General features: G+C 70.1%; 15 protein-coding genes and 1 pseudogene. 4 read left to right on the forward strand and 12 right to left on the reverse strand.

The genetic code is table 11. From position 1 onward, the window contains the following. A partial coding sequence (locus ABZ562_RS32760) for a tetratricopeptide repeat protein (RefSeq protein ID WP_361486665.1) occupies window positions 1-570 on the forward strand: 570 nt, incomplete at its 5' end. 455 nt (window positions 571-1025) lie between these two features. Here the strand turns inward: ABZ562_RS32760 and ABZ562_RS32765 are convergent. Both ABZ562_RS32765 and ABZ562_RS32770 read right to left on the reverse strand, forming a co-directional pair. Continuing rightward, the gene (locus tag ABZ562_RS32765; protein ID WP_361486668.1) at window positions 1026-1316 is read right to left on the reverse strand and encodes a hypothetical protein; all 291 of its coding nucleotides are present in this window, start codon (window positions 1314-1316) and stop codon (window positions 1026-1028) included. Window positions 1317-1516: 200 nt separating this feature from the next. Next, window positions 1517-1792: a hypothetical protein gene (locus tag ABZ562_RS32770; RefSeq protein ID WP_361486670.1), complete on the reverse strand. Its 276-nt coding sequence runs from the start codon at window positions 1790-1792 to the stop codon at window positions 1517-1519. Window positions 1793-2366: 574 nt separating this feature from the next. On the opposite strand from ABZ562_RS32770, the gene ABZ562_RS32775 reads away from it, so the two are divergent. Further along, the gene (locus ABZ562_RS32775) at window positions 2367-3719 is read left to right on the forward strand and encodes a tetratricopeptide repeat protein (protein ID WP_361486673.1); all 1353 of its coding nucleotides are present in this window, start codon (window positions 2367-2369) and stop codon (window positions 3717-3719) included. A 72-nt stretch (window positions 3720-3791) separates the two neighbouring features. Here ABZ562_RS32775 and ABZ562_RS32780 read toward each other — a convergent pair whose 3' ends face one another. Next, window positions 3792-4922, reverse strand: coding sequence for an aminotransferase class I/II-fold pyridoxal phosphate-dependent enzyme (locus ABZ562_RS32780; RefSeq protein WP_361486676.1), 1131 nt, complete (start codon window positions 4920-4922; stop codon window positions 3792-3794). Window positions 4923-5147: 225 nt separating this feature from the next. On the opposite strand from ABZ562_RS32780, the pseudogene ABZ562_RS32785 reads away from it, so the two are divergent. Further along, window positions 5148-5579 (forward strand): annotated as a pseudogene (locus ABZ562_RS32785) (aminotransferase class I/II-fold pyridoxal phosphate-dependent enzyme); the annotation flags it as partial. Between the two features lie 18 nt (window positions 5580-5597). Here the strand turns inward: ABZ562_RS32785 and ABZ562_RS32790 are convergent. The 3 genes from ABZ562_RS32790 to clpB form a co-directional block, all read right to left on the reverse strand. Further along, window positions 5598-7526 (reverse strand): ABC transporter permease, encoded by a 1929-nt coding sequence (locus ABZ562_RS32790; protein ID WP_361486678.1) that lies wholly within the window; start codon window positions 7524-7526, stop codon window positions 5598-5600. Between the two features lie 168 nt (window positions 7527-7694). Beyond that, window positions 7695-8231 carry a YbjN domain-containing protein gene (locus ABZ562_RS32795; protein ID WP_361486681.1) on the reverse strand — a complete coding sequence of 179 codons (537 nt, stop codon included), beginning with the start codon at window positions 8229-8231 and terminating at the stop codon, window positions 7695-7697. Window positions 8232-8336: 105 nt separating this feature from the next. Further along, complete coding sequence (gene clpB / locus ABZ562_RS32800; protein WP_361486684.1) at window positions 8337-10931, reverse strand: ATP-dependent chaperone ClpB; 2595 nt, start codon at window positions 10929-10931, stop codon at window positions 8337-8339. Window positions 10932-11054: 123 nt separating this feature from the next. On the opposite strand from clpB, the gene ABZ562_RS32805 reads away from it, so the two are divergent. Further along, window positions 11055-11459 carry a TIGR03618 family F420-dependent PPOX class oxidoreductase gene (locus ABZ562_RS32805; protein ID WP_361486686.1) on the forward strand — a complete coding sequence of 135 codons (405 nt, stop codon included), beginning with the start codon at window positions 11055-11057 and terminating at the stop codon, window positions 11457-11459. A gap of 12 nt (window positions 11460-11471) precedes the next feature. Here the strand turns inward: ABZ562_RS32805 and proP are convergent, their stop codons facing one another. The 6 genes from proP to dnaK form a co-directional block, all read right to left on the reverse strand. Next, complete coding sequence (proP, locus tag ABZ562_RS32810) at window positions 11472-13001, reverse strand: glycine betaine/L-proline transporter ProP (protein ID WP_361486842.1); 1530 nt, start codon at window positions 12999-13001, stop codon at window positions 11472-11474. Between the two features lie 142 nt (window positions 13002-13143). After that, a complete protein-coding gene (locus ABZ562_RS32815; RefSeq protein WP_361486688.1) occupies window positions 13144-13515 on the reverse strand; it encodes a cupin domain-containing protein in 372 nt (123 codons plus the stop codon). A 118-nt stretch (window positions 13516-13633) separates the two neighbouring features. Continuing rightward, complete coding sequence (locus tag ABZ562_RS32820) at window positions 13634-14122, reverse strand: helix-turn-helix domain-containing protein (protein ID WP_361486691.1); 489 nt, start codon at window positions 14120-14122, stop codon at window positions 13634-13636. Window positions 14123-14126: 4 nt separating this feature from the next. Then, on the reverse strand, window positions 14127-15305 hold the full coding sequence (gene dnaJ, locus ABZ562_RS32825) for a molecular chaperone DnaJ (RefSeq protein ID WP_055545638.1): 1179 nt from the start codon (window positions 15303-15305) through the stop codon (window positions 14127-14129). Between the two features lie 54 nt (window positions 15306-15359). Continuing rightward, the gene (grpE, locus tag ABZ562_RS32830) at window positions 15360-16019 is read right to left on the reverse strand and encodes a nucleotide exchange factor GrpE (protein WP_361486693.1); all 660 of its coding nucleotides are present in this window, start codon (window positions 16017-16019) and stop codon (window positions 15360-15362) included. Beyond that, window positions 16016-17884, reverse strand: coding sequence for a molecular chaperone DnaK (gene dnaK, locus ABZ562_RS32835; protein ID WP_361486696.1), 1869 nt, complete (start codon window positions 17882-17884; stop codon window positions 16016-16018). The genes grpE and dnaK overlap by 4 nt, the downstream gene beginning before the upstream one ends. Between the last annotated feature and the right edge of the window lie 151 nt (window positions 17885-18035).

An 18035-nucleotide genomic window follows, 5' to 3' on the forward strand; every position in this document is an offset into this window, starting at 1 on the left:
GAAGACCACCCATCCACCCTGACCTCCCGCAACAACCTCGCCTACGCCTACGAGGCAGCCGGAGACCTGGGCCGCGCCATCCCGCTGCACGAGCAAACCCTCACCGACCGCATCCGGGTCCTGGGCGAAGACCACCCCGACACCCTGACCTCCCGCAACAACCTCGCAGCCGCCTACGATTCGGCCGGGGACCTGGGCCGCGCCATCCCGCTGCACGAGCAGAACCTCACCGACCGCACCCGGGTCCTGGGCGAAGACCACCCCGACACCCTGACCTCCCGCAACAACCTCGCCTACGCCTACAAGGCGGCCGGGGACCTGGGCCGCGCCATCCCGCTGCACGAGCAAACCCTCACCGACAGCATCCGGGTCCTGGGCGAGAACCACCCCGACACCCTGACCTCCCGCAACAACCTCGCAGCCGCCTACAAGGCGGCCGGGGACCTGGGCCGCGCCATCCCGCTGTACGAGCAAACCCTCACCGACCGCATCAGAATTCTCGGTGAAGATCACCCCACGACTGGCATCGTGCGGGACAACCTGCGTGTGGCACGTGCCGATCCAGACTGATACTGGCTCGTACAGCGCCCAACTCTGCCCAGCTGTCGAAACTTGTCTTCACTTACTCAAGGGCGCGCCTTGCGGCGCGCCGGGCGGTCTGGCCGCCCCGCCGGGCTGCGGCGTGGCCGCCGGTCCCGGCGGACGCCCACCGCCCACACCGCCAGCGCACGCGATCGCTCACCGAGAAGCCGACCGCCGTTCGGGGCGGGGACGTTGTGGCTGGGGCCGACGGCCTACGCGGTTTTTAGGCAGCCACCACGGGGCGAGCCTCCAAGAACAGGGGGCCGATCGGTCGCAAACGCGGGCAGGATCACAGACCCGCCCGATTCGCCGGGCCAGCGTAAGGCCCCCTGTTCTCTCGCCCCGTGGCAGCTCCCGCCCAAAAGCCGCTACGGCCGGCGGCGTGCCCACAGCGCACCACCCACGCACCGCACGCACCCCACCGGCCACCCCGATCACCCCGATCACCCCGCCCTGCCCAGCCGGGCCGCCGCCACCCGAGCCAGCATCGCCACCTCACGCGCCGACGCCGCCGACAACTCCAGCCGCACCGCCCCGGAGCCGTCCGCGCCCGAAGCGGCACACAGCCGCACCCCTGCCGTCTCCACGCCGACGAGCCGCAGCGCTTCGCCCAGCTCGACCGCAGCCTCCCGCGCGTCCCGCCAGCCGCTCAGGTAGTCCACTCCGCGCACCCATATCCCCGCCTCCAGGTCTGCCGCTTCTCCCTCGAACCCGTCGTCCCCTGGGCCGCACATTTGGTCAAGTCCCTTTCTCTGCAAGCCAACTGACAATCAACGACCGGGCCACGTCGAGCGGGAGCACGACGACGACCCCGGTACCATCGGCACCGGGGTTCGTGATCGATCCCCAGCCGGACCACCCCGAGCTGTCCAGGCGGAGGGGTGGTCCGGTGTTGCTTCTTCAGTTGTTGCGCGTGATTCCGTCCGAACCGACCTCAGTACTTGTGTCGGCCACCCGGGTAACGGACCGGCTTACGGCACTCCGGCGCGTCCTCGGGTGCAGGCTCGCCGCCGAGCGCGTAACACAAGGCGGCATGCAACTGCTCTGCCTCCGCCACCGTCAGCGCCAGCGGCGCAAGCGCGAGGTGCTTTCCACAGCGGGCCACCGCCAGAGGCAGCACAAGGTGGCCGTCCTTTTCACGGCGCAGACCCAGCCCCGGCACGGCACCGACGTGCCACTCCTTCGAGGCCCCGGGCAGAGCCCTACTCATTCGGCCTCCCACCCTCATGCGCAGAAGGGCCATCGGGGCGATCGTGCGACTCACCGTCAGATAAGGCAGGCAGCCGCCCGCCCCGACTCTCGGCGACCCTCAGTGTGTCCCGCAGCCCTTCACACAGGCGCTTGACCAAGAACCGCATCTCAACCTCGCCCGCTTTGGGGTCAGCAAGCAACATGCCCGCGCGGCCCAGTAGCTCGGATGCGGCGTGGAGTTGTACTGCCTCCATCTCGTCAGCGAGTTGCGACAGCGGACTGTCGCTGTCATCCGTCACCAGGTAACAGGGCCGCCCTGCCGTGTTCGGCCACGGCAGTAAACGGGGCCGCGTACTCATCGCGTGTTCACCTCGCCGGGTTTCCCTCACGTTCACGACATGGACCGCCGTCTCCGATCACATCTGCCGAGACCCTCCCGGCAGGGTGACCCGAGGTTGCACCCCACGTCCCGGCCGTCGCTCCCCCCTCTTGGGGACCCCCCTCGTGGGTACACTCGCGAGACGAGAGGGCACACAGATCAGAAGGAAGATCGGACCAGAAGAGACGTAGGTCAATCACGATGGGGAAGTGAGATGACCGAAGCTGCACCGACACCGGCAGCTCTGCCGCCTCATGTACTGGAGCGCGCGGACGTGCGGTCGGCGATCGCCAACCATGACTTCGGCGAAGTCTTCAGACTGGCCAAGATCCACGGAAACATCAGCTACGCCAAGATCGCCGAAGCCGTCGGCTACAAGCGCGAGCACATCGGCAAAATGGCCCGGCCCGAGACCGACGGCAAGGGCGTTCGCCCACGGATCACTCAGTTCCACAAGATCCTTGAAGTGGTGGACGGTCTGCGCATCCCCGGTCACCTCGCGGGAGTCGCCCCGCGTCCCTGGGAGCTGGCACGCCCCGCCAGAACCACTCAGCTGGAGGACCCGAGCACCCTGATCTCACAGGGTGGCGCTGGCCTCTGGGACATCGCGGAGATGCTGCGGCGCACGGAGATGTCCAGCATCAACAGCGCGGCCCTGGAGTCGATCGAGGAGGGCATTGACCAGTTGGCCCGTGCCTATCCCTACGCCGATGCCGACTACCTGCACGACCGCACCCGGAACGGCTTGCAGTACGTCACCAAGCAGCTCGAAGGGCGGATGACTCTCCGCCAGCACCGGGAATTGCTCGTGGACACCGGATGGCTGTTCCTGCTGAACGCGTGCGTCCAGTACGACCGGGGCCAGCGCGAGGCCGCCAATCTCAGCAAGGCCGCCGCGCTCCGGATTGGCGAGGAGGCAGGGCACAGCGAGATCAAGGCTTGGGCGTGGGAGATCGAAGCGTGGTTCGCCCTAACACAGAGCCGTTGGCAAGACATGCTCGGCGCCGTCGAGGCCGGGCATGTGGCGGACCAGACACACTCTGTCGGTGTCCAGCTCTACGCCCACAAGGCACGCGCCGCCGCGCGTATGGGAGACGCCCGACTCGTCCGCGAGTCCCTCGACGCCGGGCGTGCCAGGCTGGACCGACTTCCCAGGCCGGACCACCCCGAACATCACTTCATCATCGACCCGGACAAGTGGGACTTTTACGAGATGGACGCCTACCGTCTCCTCGGAGACGACGAGCGCGCCGCCTCCCACGCCCGCTCAGTGATTCGCATCAGCACCGGCCCCGACGGTACCGAGATCTCGCCCATGCGCGCCGCAGAAGCCCGCCTCACCCTCGGTGTCGCCGCCGCCCGCACGGGCGAGATCGAAGAAGCCATCGGCATGGGCACCACGGCCCTGGAAGCCGACCGCAAGTCCCTCCCGTCCCTGCTTTTAGTCGCCGACGAGTTGGACAAGGAACTGCGCGCAAGGTACCCGCGCGAAACCGCCGCACGAGACTTCCACGAACAGATCATGACCCTCAAGCGAGGCACATCCAGACCCGAGCTCCCGTTCTGAACCCAGCACACATGATCCGGGCCCTGCATCCTCTTGGAGCAGGGCCCGGATCAACTCCGCGAGGCGAATCCCTCAGCGTGCAGCGAGCAACTTTTCCACAGCCGTGCGGATCGACTCCTCCCGCTTGCAGAAAGAGAACCGGACGAGCCACTCCGGAGCGTCAGCGCTCTGGTAGAAGGCCGACGTCGGGATGGCCACCACGCCCGCCCGCTCAGGTAGTTCACGGCAGAACGTCATGCCGTCCGCGTAGTCCCACGGCCGTACGTCCGCTTGCAGGAAGTACCCGGCATCCGCCCGGTACGGGCGCAGTCCGGCCCGCGTCAGGCCATCGCTCAGCAAGTCCCGGTTGTGCCGCAGGGTCTCGCGCAGGGTCTCGGCCCACTCCTCCACCGAGCCAAGGGCATGCGCCAGCGCTTCCTGGTACGGCGTCCCCGACGCATAGGTGAGGAACTGTTTCGCGGAGGCGACCGCAGCGACGAGCGGAGCCGGACCGCAGACCCAACCGATCTTCCAACCCGTGACGCTGAACGTCTTGCCCGCCGAGGAGATCGTCAGCGTCCGCTCCCTCATGCCGGGCAGCGAGGCAATCGGGAGGTGATCCAGGCCGTTGTACACCAGGTGTTCGTACACCTCATCCGTGACGACCGTCAGCGAGTGCTCCCGCGCCACCTCGGCGATCATGGCCAGCTCATCGGCCGTGAACACCTTGCCCGTGGGATTGTGCGGCGTGTTCAGCAGCAGGACCCGCGTCCGCGCCGTCACAGCCTCGCGCAGCGCGTCCGCGTCAAGGGCGAAGCCGTCACCGTCGCTCACCAGAGGCACGGCTACCAGCCGAGCACCAGCCAGCCGAGCATCCGCCGCATACGCGTCGTAGCAGGGGTCAAAGGCCAGGACCTCGTCACCCGGGTCGCAGAGCGCCAGCAGAGCCGCAGCGAGTGCTTCCGTCGCGCCCGTAGTGATCAGCACCTCACCTTGGGGGCGGTAGTCGAGGCCGTACCGGCGTAGCTGATGTTCCGCGACAGCCTCACGCAGCGCCGGGAAACCGGCAGCGGGCGGGTACTGGTTGTTACCCGATATCACCGCTACGACAACGCCCTTGAGCAAGGTCTCAGGGCTGCCGAGTTCCGGTACACCCTGCCCGAGGTTCACCGCCCCCGTACGGCGCGCCAGCTCCGTCATCTCCGTGAAGATCGACGTGCCCATATCCCGCACCCGCGCCGCAGGAGCCCAGTCCGCCGTACCCACCCTGCCGCGTGCGTCAGTCGTCCCGCTCGTCCCCATGCGCCCCTGCTTCCCGTGCGTCCGTCCAGGAGGTTCGACCCTCACGATAGGCGCAGACGGCCGGGCACCGGGCCGCTGGTGGCCAACGCCAAGCCATCACCCGAGGTCAAAGGACATGCGCAAGGTGTGTGCGAACAGGGGTTGACCTGGATCACCGCCACCCCGGAGCTGATCACCGCGGTCCGCTCCGCCAAGCAGTACCTCACCTATGTCTCCGCGGGCCCCTTCCAATACGCGGTCGCCGAGGCCCTCCGCCTGCCGGAGACCTACTTCCACGGCCTCCGCGAGGACCTGCGCACCAAGCGCGACCTGCTGGCCGACGGCCTCACCGACGCGGGCTTCACCGTCTTCCGCCCGGCCGGCACCTACTTCATCACCACCGACATCCGCCCCCTGGGCACCTCCGACGGCTTCGCCTTCTGCCGCTCCCTCCCCGAACGCTGCGGCGTCGTGGCCGTCCCGAACGCCGTCTTCTACGACCACCAGTCCCAGGGCGCCCCCTTCGTCCGCTTCGCCTTCTGCAAGCGGAAGGACGTCCTCACCGACGCCGTGTCCCGCCTCAAGGCCCTCTCCGGCTGACCCGGGTGGAGGGGCGGGTCATTCGGCGGTGTTCAGGGCGGTGGCCGGGCCCTGGCGGAGGGCTATGCGGGTCGTCAGCACTCCGGTGACGAAGGCGAGCAGACCGGCGCCGCCCACGATGAGGGCGAGGGTGGCCGCCGGGAGGGCGGGGTAGGGGGAGCCGGTCAGGGCCTTGCTGAACACGGTCAGGACCATCCCCGCCACCGTCGCCCCGACCAGCAGCGCCGCGAGCACGGTCACGGCGTTCTCGGCCCGCATCATGCGGGCCACTTGGGTGCGGGTCGAGCCGACGAGCCGCAGCAGGGCGAACTCGCCCGTACGCTCCATGGTCGTCATCACCAGGGTGTTCACGACCGAGATCGACGTGAACACGGTCACGACGGTCAGCAGCAGGTAAGTGGCGGTCATCGAGGCGTCCTGCCGGCGCCGGGCCTCGGCCCGGTGGGCGAAGCGGTCCTGGACCTGCCAGGACGGCCGGTCCCTGGTCAGGGCCGCCAGTTGGGCGGCCACGTCGCGCTGCCGGCCCGGGAGGGCGCGTACGTACACCGTGTCCAGGCTGGGCGGTTCACCGGGCAGACGGTGGGCGGCGGCCATGCGGCGCGGGAGGATCACCTCCCCGAGGCCCCGGTCGCGGGTGTAGACCGCGGCCACCCGGGCGCGTTCGGTGCGGTCGTCGTCCAGGGCCAGCCACACCGTGTCGCCCACGGCGGCGTGGGCCCGGTGGGCCATGCTCCGGCTCAGCGCGATGTCGTGCGGTCCGAGCCGGTCGAGGCCACCCTGGGCGGGGGCCAGGTCGAGCACCTGGTCCAGCGGGCCGTCCGTGATCGCCTGGGCGATGCCGTCCGGGCCCTGGCCGTCCGGGTCGTCGCTGGTGAGCACGGTGGCGTGGGTGCCCAGGGTGCCGATGGCCGCGGCGACGCCCGGGAGGTCGCCGACCGCCCTCGCCGTCGAGTCGGGCAGGCCCTCCAGCTCCGTGGTCCCCACCAGGTAGTCGGCCAGCAGCCGTTCGCGGTCCTGCCGCTCCAGCTCGTGCCACTTCATCTGCGGTACGAACAGGGCCACGGCCGCGAAGGCGACGGTGAGCGCGAGCGGGGTGACGGCCGCGCCCAGCCGCCGGTGCCGAAGGCTCAGGTTCGCCCGGACCAGCGATCCGGTCGCCGGCAGCAGCACCAGGCACGCGACGCCGAACACCGCTCCGGCGAGTTTCCCGATCCACGGGCCGAGCAGCGACACCGCGATCATGAGCACCATGACCATGGCGACCGCCGAATTGGCGGCGTCGGAGCCGCCCCACTCGTCGATGGCCGCCAGTCCCCAGACGCCCCCGGCCAGCACCGCGAGGCCCAGGGAAGTGCGCACCACGCCCACCCGCCGGGGCGGCACCGCCGCCTCCCCCAGCGCCTGGGCGGCCCGGACCCGTGAGGCGCGCCTGCCGCTGCTCCGCACCGCGAGCTGGGCGGTCACGCAGCAGATCGCCACCGCGATCGCCAGGCTCCAGGGACCGAAGTCCAGGGGGAAGGCGTCCGGCACCCAGCCCTGGTGGATCAGCCAGGCCCGCAGCGCGGCGGCGAGGAGGACGCCCAGACCGCATCCGGGGACCGCCGCCGCGGCGGTGACCACGAACGCCTCGTACGCGATCATCCGGCGCACCTGACGCGGGGTCGCGCCGACGGCGCGCAGCAGGGCGACTTCCCGGGTGCGTTGCTGGACGGAGAGGGAGAAGGCGCCGGAGACGGCGAAGGCGGAGACGAACAGGCAGGTGAGGCCGAACGGTACGACGAAGGACATCACCTCTTCGCCGCCCTGGGCCGGTGCCGCCCTCGCGCCCGCGTCGAGAAGCACCGCGCACATCGCCACCAGGGCCTGGGCGCTCGCCATCGCCACGAAGGACCCGGCGAAGGAGACTTTCCGGTTGCGTACGGTCGACCAGGCCAGCCGGAGCAGCACCTCCTCATGCCTCCAGCCCGGCGCGCCGCCGTAATCGATCCGCTTCCGTTCCGGCGTGCTCGTTCATCCGCGGCCTTCCCGCCTCACGCAGTGGACATGGCAAGAGCCCGGCCGCGCGCCGTCGCCTTCAGGGGCGGCGCGCCGACCGGGCTCGGGGACTCTTTGGGCTCAGGCCTCGTCGTCGCCCGGCTTCTCGTCGTCGCCGGACTCGACGTCGGTCTCCAGACCGAGCTGCTCGACCAGCCAGCGGTCGAACTCGATCGAAGCCCGCACCCAGCTGACCGTGCTGGATACGAAGTGCTCCAGGCTGACGCCGGTGCCGATCAGCATCTGCGCTTCGCCGATCAACCGGACCGTGCCGTCGTCATTGGTGTGGCTGTAGACCTTGGGCCACAGGGTGCGGCGGTTCCAGTCGTCGGTCACCTCGAGCAGCTGCGGCTTCACTTCGATGCCGTGCGGCCGGTCGTAGAACGTCCGGACGGAGAAGACCTGCTGCTCCTCCTCACCGCGGAACATGAAGTACGTGCGGAACTGCTCCCACGGCGCCGCGAGGTCTCCCTCCTCGTCGACGACGTACTTCAGCTCCATCTGCTCCAGCAGCTGCTTGACCAGGTCCTGGTCGGGCAGCACGGGGCCGCTCGCACCCGCCGGTTCGGGCTCGGGCTGGCCCCCGAAATTCGGAATCGAGGACGGGTCGATGCTCACCGTGGATTTCCCTTCGTATGGATACCGCCATCCTCCCTCACACCGGCCCCCGACGTGCAACCCCGGACGCACCTTGGCGCGATCAAGTCCGCCCGGGGGGACGCATCACTGTGCCGGGCCCACCAGAAGGCCGTCGCCGACGCGGTCGACCCGGACCGTGTCGCCGTCCCGGACCTCGCCGGAGAGGATCTCCCGGGCCAGCCGGTCGCCGATCGCGGTCTGCACCAGGCGGCGCAGCGGGCGCGCCCCGTAGGCGGGGTCGTTGCCCTCCTCGGCGAGCCAGGCCAGGGCCTCCGGGGTGACCTCCAGGCTCAGCCGCCGCTCGGCGAGGCGCCGGGCGAGCGCGGCGATCTGCAGTTCGGCGATGCGGGCCAGCTCGTCCTGGCTGAGCGCGGAGAAGACCACCAGGTCGTCCAGCCGGTTCAGGAACTCGGGCTTGAAGGAGCTGCGCACGGTCTCCAGGACGCTCTGCTTCTTCTCCTCCTCGCCGAGCAGCGGGTCCATCAGGTACTGGCTGCCGAGGTTGGAGGTGAGGACCAGGATGGTGTTGCGGAAATCCACCGTCCGGCCCTGGCCGTCGGTGAGCCGCCCGTCGTCCAGGACCTGGAGCAGGATGTCGAAGACCTCGGGGTGGGCCTTCTCCACCTCGTCCAGCAGCACCACGCTGTACGGGCGGCGGCGCACCGCCTCGGTGAGCTGGCCGCCCTCCTCGTAGCCTACGTAGCCGGGCGGGGCGCCGACCAGCCGGGCGACGCTGTGCTTCTCGCCGTACTCGCTCATGTCGATGCGGACCATGGCCCGCTCGTCGTCGAAGAGGAAGTCGGCGAGCGCCTTGGCCAGCTCGGTCTTGCCGACGCCGGTGGGGCCGAGGAAGAGGAACGATCCGGTGGGCCGGTCCGGGTCGGCGATCCCGGCCCGGGTGCGGCGCACGGCGTCGGAGACGGCCCGTACGGCCTCGGTCTGGCCGATCAGCCGCTTGCCCAGCTCGTCCTCCATGCGCAGCAGCTTCTGGGTCTCGCCCTCCAGCAGCCGCCCCGCCGGGATGCCGGTCCAGGAGGCGACCACATCGGCCACGTCGTCCGGGCCGACCTCCTCCTTGACCATGGTGCCGCGGTCCTCGCGCTGCACCTCCTCCTCGGCCTCGGAGGCCTCGGCCAGCTCGCGCTCCAGGGCCGGGATCTCCCCGTACAGCAGCTTGGAGGCGGTGCCGAAGTCGCCGTCGCGCTGGGCGCGCTCGGCCTGGCCGCGCAGCTCGTCCAGCTTCTCCTTCAGCTCACCGACCCGGTTGAGGCCCTGCTTCTCCTTCTCCCAGCGGGCGGTCAGGCCACGCAGCTCCTCCTCCTTGTCGGCGAGGTCGCGGCGCAGCTTCTCCAGCCGCAGCTTGCTGGCCTCGTCCGTCTCCTTGGCGAGCGCCATCTCCTCCATCTTCATCCGGTCGACGGAGCGCTGCAGCTCGTCGATCTCCACGGGTGAGGAGTCGATCTCCATGCGGAGCCGGGAGGCGGCCTCGTCGACCAGGTCGATGGCCTTGTCGGGCAGGAAGCGGGAGGTGATGTACCGGTCGGAGAGGGTCGCGGCGGCCACCAGCGCGCCGTCCGCGATCTGCACCTTGTGGTGGGCCTCGTACCGGCCCTTGAGCCCGCGCAGGATCGCCACGGTGTCCTCGACGGTCGGCTCGGCGACCAGCACCTGCTGGAAGCGGCGCTCCAGCGCGGCGTCCTTCTCGATCCGCTCGCGGTACTCGTCGAGCGTGGTGGCGCCGACCATGCGCAGCTCGCCGCGGGCCAGCATGGGCTTGAGCATGTTGCCCGCGTCCATCGAGGAGTCCCCGCCGGCGCCCGCGCCGACCACGGTGTGCAGCTCGTCGATGAAGGTGATGATCTGGCCGTCGCTGGACTTGATCTCGGCGAGGACGGTCTTCAGCCGCTCCTCGAACTCGCCCCGGTACTTCGCGCCCGCGACCATCGCGCCGAGGTCGAGGGCGACCAACCGCTTGTCGCGCAGGCTCTCCGGCACGTCGCCCTTGACGATGCGCTGGGCCAGCCCCTCCACCACGGCGGTCTTGCCGACGCCCGGGTCGCCGATCAGCACCGGGTTGTTCTTCGTGCGCCGCGAGAGCACCTGCACCACGCGCCGGATCTCCTGGTCCCGGCCGATGACCGGGTCGAGCTTGCCCTCGCGGGCGGCGGCGGTGAAGTCGGTGCCGAACTTCTCCAGCGCCTTGTACGTGCCCTCCGGGTCGGGAGTCGTCACCCGCTGTCCACCCCTGGCCTTCTCGAACGCGGCGAGCAGCTTCTTGGCGCTCGCCCCCTGCTGGTCGAGCAGCTCCCCGGTCCGGCCGCCCTTGGCGGCGGTGCCGATCAGAAGGTGCTCGGTGGAGATGTAGTCGTCGCCGAGGTCCTTGGCGCGCTGCGCGGCGTCCACCAGGACGGCCTGCAGGTCGCGGCTGGCCTGCGGCGGGGCCACGGTGGAGCCCTGCACGCTGGGCAGGGCGGCGAGCAGCCGCTCGGCCCCGTTCCGCACGACGGCGGCGTCGGTGTCGACGGCGGCCAGCAGATCCATCACATTCTCGTTGTCCTGCCCTTCGAGCAGGGCGAGCAGCAGATGGGCCGGGGTCAGGTCGGCGTGCCCGGCGGACACCGCCCGGTCATTGGCGGCGCTCAGTGCCGCCCGGCTCTTGTTGGTCAGCTCGGCGTCCACGTTCTGTGCTCCTCCTCGTCACGCGGCGGCGGCCCACAATCCTGCCCTGCACAACATGCGTAAAGTTGAGTCTATTCCACTCAACTGTGCTTCCGCCAGCGTTCTGGCCATAGGTTCCCGTCCATGGCCCTCGATCCCCGTCACCCGGACCCCGCGTACCTCGCGTTCTGGCGCGAACGCCACGTGTGCACCCTCACCACCCTCCGCCCCGACGGCACCCCGCACGTCGTCCCGGTCGGCGTCACCTACGACCCCGGCGCCGGGCTCGCCCGCGTCATCGCGAGCGGCCACAGCCGCAAGGTCGCCCACGTCCGGGCGGCGGGCGAGGACGGCGCGCGGGTCGCCGTCTGCCAGATGGCGGGCAAGCGATGGGCCACGCTGGAGGGAACCGCGCGGGTACGCACCGAACCCGAGCTGATCGCCGACGCCGAACGCCGCTACGCCGAACGCTACGAGCGCACGCCCCGCCCCAACCCGCACCGCGTCCTGATCGAGATCACGATCACCCGTGCGATGGGCCGCGCCTGACCGGCCCCGGGCTCAGCGCTCCTCGTCGTACCGGTGGTACCCCCGGGGGTGGCGCACCCTGATCCAGATGTCGCGCGCCCTGCGCCCGGCCTCGGTGCGGCTCTCCGCCACCGCCGTACGGGCCTCCTCCTCGGTCTCCACCATCGGGCCCGAGCCGCGCAGCGGCTTCCCGGCCGTCTCGTACAGGAACAGGGCCGCGACCAGGCCCACCACACCGGCCGCCATCAGGTAGTACGCGGGCACCAGCGGATCGCCCGTCGACTCCACCAGCGACGACGCGATCAGCGGTGTCGTCCCGCCGAACAGCGACACGGAGATGTTGAACGAGATCGACAGCGCGCCGTAGCGCAGCCGGGTCGGGAACAGCGCCGGAAGCGTGGCGGCGCTCGTGCCCGCGAACGTGACCAGCAGCAGCCCCAGCACCAGGCAGCCGATCGCGGGCAGCAGGATGCCGCCCTCCTGGATCAGCAGGAAGGCGGGAATCGCCAGCAGGATCATGGCCCCGCTCCCGGCCATGAACATCGGACGCCGCCCCCAGCGGTCGGAGGACCGCCCGACCACGGTGATCGTCAGCGCCACGACCACCATGGTGCCCAGCACCAGCAGCTGGGCGGTGGTGGCGTTCTCGCCGAGCGTGGAGGTCATGTACGTCGGCAGATAGGACGTCACCATGTAGTTGGTGACGTTGTACAGCAGCACCAGACCCATGCAGATCAGCACGGCCTGCCAGTGCCGGGTGAAGATCTCCTTCAGCCGCCCCTTGCCGGACTGCCGCGCGTCCTCCACCGGTACGGTGCCCCCGCCGGCCGCCGCGGCCTTCGCCGCCTCGGCCGCCCGGTCGGCCTCCTGCTGGAACGCCGGGCTCTCCTCCAGCCGCAGCCGCATGTACAGACCGATCGCGCCCAGCGGCCCGGCGACCAGGAACGGAATCCGCCAACCCCAGTCCACCATGCCGTCGTCCCCGAGCACGGCGGTGAGCACCGTGACCAGGCCGGAGCCCAGCGAATAGCCGACGAACGTGCCGAAGTCGAGCCAGCTGCCCAGGAAGCCGCGCCGCCGGTCGGGCGCGAACTCCGCGATGTACGTGGTCGCCCCGGCGTACTCACCGCCGGTCGAGAAGCCCTGCAGCACCCGGCACAGGAGCAGCAGCAGCGGCGCGGCGAAGCCGATCGAGCCGTACCCCGGCAGCAGCCCCACCGCGAAGGTGCTGACCGCCATCATGATCATGGTGGTGGACAGCACCCGCCGTCGCCCGATGCGGTCGCCCAGCGGCCCGAAGACCAGCCCGCCGAGCGGACGCACCAGGAAGGCGACCGCGAAGGTGGCGAACGTCGACACCACCTGGGCGGCCGGGGAACTGGACGGAAAGAAGACCTTGCCGAGGGTGACCGCGACGTACGCGTAGACGCCGAAGTCGAACCACTCCATGGTGTTGCCGACCGCGGTCGCCGTCACCGCGCGCCGCAGCCGGGGCCGGTCGACGACGGTGACGTCCTCGTAAGCGAGCGACTTCTTGCGGCGGCGGAGCAGGGTCCGCAGCATGCGGTCGGTACGTGCGCTGCCGCCGCCTCTGGCCGGGCGGCCGCCCTGGTTCGGGGGTGTGGGGCCAGTGCTCATTTCTTACCTGTCGACGGATCCGGGCTGCTACGCGTTACCGGCACCGCGCCCCGCCAAACCCCGCGGATCAGGCTTCGGCCCGCTCCAGCCGCGCATAGGCCTCGGCCATCTCACCGCCGGTGTCGTACACCACCACCTGCTCGTCACCGACCACCCACGCGTCGTGACCGGGCGGCACCACGTACGCGTCGCCGGGACCCACCTCGGCCTCGGCCCCGTCGTCCATGCGCAGCCGCATCCGCCCCTTCATCACGATCCCGGCGTGGCGGACCTGGCAGCTCTCCGTCCCGGCCAGCGGCCGGATCGACTCCCGCCAGCGCCAGCCGGGCTCGAAGGTGCCCACGGCGAAGTCGAACCCGGTCAGGTGCAGCGTCTCCAGATGACCACCGGGAAAGTCCCGCCGCTCATCCGGCTTGTCCATCGTCTTGATCTCCAACATTGGCGGTACCTCCTCCCATACCTCCATGGTGCGCCACCCGGCCGCACCCCGGGCATACGAGCGGCCCGGCGGCCGGAGACCGGCCGCCGGGCCACCTGGGCACGCGATGAGGGACGCGCTATTCGCCGCGCCGCTTGGGCTTCGGACGCCAGACGACCAGCGCGCTGCCCTGGTGGACGTCCTGGTAGGGGACCAGGTCGCGGCGGTACGAGGCGTGGACCTGGGCCTCGCGCTGCTGCATCGCGGCGGCCGCGCCCTCGACGGCCGACTGCAACTCGGCCACGCGCGACTGGAGCGCGGCGACCTGGTTCTCCAGTTCGATGATGCGCTTGATCCCCGCGAGGTTGATGCCCTCGTCCTGGGACAGCTGCTGCACCTGGCGCAGCAGCTCGATGTCGCGCGCGGAATACCGCCGGCCGCGGCCGGGGGTGCGGTCCGGGGAGACCAGACCGAGGCGGTCGTACTGACGCAGGGTCTGCGGATGCAGGCCGGAGAGCTGAGCGGCGACCGAGATGACGTACACCGGCGATTCGTCGGTCAGCTCGTACGGATTGCGGGATCGGCCGGCTCCCCTGCCTCCAAGGCCCCCTCGGCCGTGCGTCTCCATCGGGTCATGCTCCCTTCGCGGCCTGGAACAGCTCCGCCCGCGGGTCCTCGCCCGCGGTCGCCTCCCGGTAGGACTCCAGCGCCTCACGAGCCGAGTCGCTGAGGTCCTTCGGCACCGTGACCTCCACGGTGACCAGCAGGTCGCCGCGGGTGCCGTCCTTGCGCACCGCGCCCTTGCCGCGGGCGCGCATCGTCCGGCCGCCCGGCGTGCCGGCCGGCAGCTTCAGGGTGACCGGCGGACCGCCCAGCGTCGGGACCTTGATCTCGCCGCCGAGCGCCGCCTCCGGAAGGGTGACGGGGACGGTGACGGTCAGGTTGTCGCCGCGGCGGCCGAAGACCGGATGAGGGTCCACGTGGACGATGACGTAGAGGTCACCGGCCGGACCGCCGGTCTCGCCCGGGGCGCCCTTGCCGCGCAGCCGGATCCGCTGGCCGTCGCTGACGCCCGCGGGGATGCGGACCTGCATGGTGCGGGCGGAACGGGCCCGTCCGCTGCCCTTGCAGGTCTCGCACGGGTCCTGCGCGATCAGACCGCGGCCCCGGCACTCCACGCACGGGTCGGTGAGCGAGAAGCCGCCCCCGCCGCCCCGGCTGACCTGCCCGGTGCCCACGCAGGTCGGGCAGACCCGCGGGGTGCCGTTCTTGTCGCCGGTGCCGGAGCACGTCTTGCACGGGGCCTGGCTGGACATCCGCAGCGGAACGGTGGCCCCTTCGACGGCCTCGGTGAAGCTGAGCGTCACCTCGGACTCGACGTCCTGGCCGCGCCGCGGCTGGGTACGGGTGGCCCCGCCGCGGTTGAAGAGCCCGCCGAACACGTCGCCGAGCCCGCCGCCGAAGCCGCCCGCGCCACCGGGGCCGCCCTGGGCGCCGCCGAAGAGGTCGCCCAGGTCGAAGTTGAAGCTTCCGGTGGAGCCCGCCCCGCCCGGCCCGGGGCGGAAGCCCCCGTTGCCGAACAGGGAGCGGGCCTCGTCGTACTCCTTGCGCCGCTTGGGGTCGCCGAGGATGTCGTTCGCCTCGGAGATCTCCTTGAAACGTTCCTCGGCCTTGGCGTCGCCCTTGTTGGCGTCCGGGTGATACTCGCGGGCGAGCTTCCGGTACGCCTTCTTGATCTCCGCCTCGGTCGCGTCCTTGGGGACGCCGAGAACCTTGTAGTAGTCCTTCTCGACGAAGTCCTTGGTGCTCATCCCCGACGTCCCTCCTCTCCTATGGATCCTTTTGGTCCTGCTGTCACCGTCGCGTCAGCCCTCTTCCGGGCCACCGCTCTCCTCGTCCGGCGCCGTGCCGTCGCCTTCGCCCGGGCCCTTGGGCGAGGCACCCGGCTGGGGCTCGGCGACCGCGACCCGCGCCGGGCGAATCGTTCGTTCGCCGATTCGATACCCCGGCTGGAGAATTTGCACGCACGTCGTCTCGGTGACGTCCGGCGCGTACGAGTGCATGAGCGCCTCGTGCACCAGCGGGTCGAAGGACTCGCCCTCCTTGCCGAACTGCTGCAGGCCCAGCTTCGCCGCCACCGTCTCCAGCGATTCGGCGACGGACTTGAAGCCGCCGACGAGCTCGCCGTGCTCCCGCGCCCGGCCGATGTCGTCGAGCACGGGAAGCAGCTCGGTCAGGAGGTTCGCGACCGCGACCTCCTTGACCTGCACCCGATCCCGCTCGACCCGGCGCCGGTAGTTCTGGTACTCGGCCTGAAGTCGCTGGAGGTCGGCGGTCCGCTCGTTGAGGGCGGTACGCACCTGGTCCAGCTGCGCCTGAATGGCTACCTGCTCGAGGTCCCCGGCCGGGGCACCCGGGCCCGCCTTGTCGGCGGACCCGGCGCCCTTCGCCGCGTCGTCGGGGGTCTGCGCGGCTTCGGAGGGGACGTCGGGCTGCTCCTCGAAGCCCGGGGTCTCCTCCGTCACGCGGCACCACCCTGGCCCTTGTCGGCCTTCTCGTCGTCGACGATCTCGGCGTCCACCACATCGTCATCGGCCTTGGCCTGGGCGCCCTCGCCACCGGCCGCACCGGCGGCACCGGCCTCGCCCGCACCGGCCTCGGTGTTGGCGTACATCGCCTGGCCCAGCTTCTGGCTGACCGCGGCGACCTTCTCGGTCGCGGTACGGATCTCGGCGGTGTCCTCGCCCTTGAGCTTCTCCTTGAGGTCGGTCACCGCTTCCTCGACCTCGGTCTTGACCTCGCCCGGGACCTTCTCCTCGTTGTCCTTGAGGAACTTCTCGGTCTGGTAGACCAGCTGCTCGGCCTGGTTGCGGGTCTCGGCGGCCTCGCGGCGCTTGTGGTCCTCCTCCGCGTACTGCTCGGCCTCGCGCATCATGCGGTCGATGTCGTCCTTCGGCAGCGCGGAGCCGCCGGTGACGGTCATCTTCTGCTCCTTGCCGGTGCCCAGGTCCTTCGCCGCGACGTGCATGATGCCGTTCGCGTCGATGTCGAAGGTGACCTCGATCTGCGGCACCCCGCGCGGGGCCGGCGGCAGGCCGGTCAGCTCGAACATCCCGAGCTTCTTGTTGTACGCGGCGATCTCACGCTCGCCCTGGTAGACCTGGATCTGCACGGACGGCTGGTTGTCCTCGGCCGTGGTGAAGATCTCCGAGCGCTTGGTCGGAATCGTCGTGTTGCGCTCGATCAGCTTGGTCATGATGCCGCCCTTGGTCTCGATGCCGAGGGACAGCGGGGTGACGTCCAGCAGCAGGACGTCCTTGACCTCACCCTTGAGGACACCGGCCTGGAGGGACGCGCCGATGGCGACGACCTCGTCCGGGTTGACGCCCTTGTTGGCGTCCTTGCCGCCGGTCAGCTCCTTGACCAGCTCGGCGACGGCGGGCATCCGGGTCGAGCCGCCGACCAGGACCACGTGGTCGATCTCGGACAGCGAGATGCCCGCGTCCTTGATGACGTTGTGGAACGGGGTCTTGCAGCGCTCCAGCAGGTCCGAGGTCAGCTGCTGGAACTGCGAGCGGCTGAGCTTCTCGTCCAGGTGCAGCGGGCCCTCGGCGGAGGCCGTGATGTAGGGCAGGTTGATGGTGGTCTCGGTCGAGCTGGACAGCTCGATCTTCGCCTTCTCAGCGGCCTCGCGGAGGCGCTGCAGGGCCATCTTGTCCTTGGACAGGTCCACGCCGTTGGCGTTGTTGAACTGCTTCACCAGGTAGTCGACGACACGCTGGTCCCAGTCGTCACCACCGAGGTGGTTGTCACCGTTGGTGGCCTTGACCTCCACCACGCCGTCGCCGATCTCCAGCAGCGAGACGTCGAAGGTGCCGCCACCGAGGTCGAAGACCAGGATGGTCTGGTCGTCCTTCTCCAGCCCGTAGGCGAGCGCGGCGGCGGTAGGCTCGTTGACGATACGCAGGACGTTGAGGCCCGCGATCTCACCGGCTTCCTTGGTCGCCTGGCGCTCGGCGTCGTTGAAGTACGCCGGGACGGTGATGACCGCGTCCGCGACCTTCTCGCCGAGGTACGCCTCCGCATCCCGCTTGAGCTTCTGCAGGATGAAGGCGCTCATCTGCTGCGGGTTGAAGTCCTTGCCGTCGAGGTTGACCTTCCAGTCAGTGCCCATGTGGCGCTTGACCGACCGGATGGTCCGGTCCACGTTCGTGACCGCCTGGCGCTTGGCCACCTCGCCGACCAGCACCTCGCCGTTCTTCGCGAAGGCGACGACGGAAGGCGTGGTCCTGGCGCCCTCGGCGTTGGTGATGACGGTGGGCTCACCGCCTTCGAGAACACTGACGACGGAGTTCGTCGTACCCAGGTCGATGCCGACCGCACGTGCCATTTCGCAATCCTCCAGCTACAGCATTGAGTGGAACAGACTCAAGCGTGCATGATCAACTTTCCGCTGTCAACAGACCTGAGTCGCGGCCGCTCAACTTTTATATGAGTCTTACGCCCAAGGGGACGCGCCGCGGGGCCGTCTGGCGACGCAA

Origin of the sequence: Streptomyces sp. NPDC019937 (assembly GCF_040631655.1) — a bacterium.
In the GTDB taxonomy this organism is placed as follows: Bacteria; Actinomycetota; Actinomycetes; order Streptomycetales; family Streptomycetaceae; genus Streptomyces.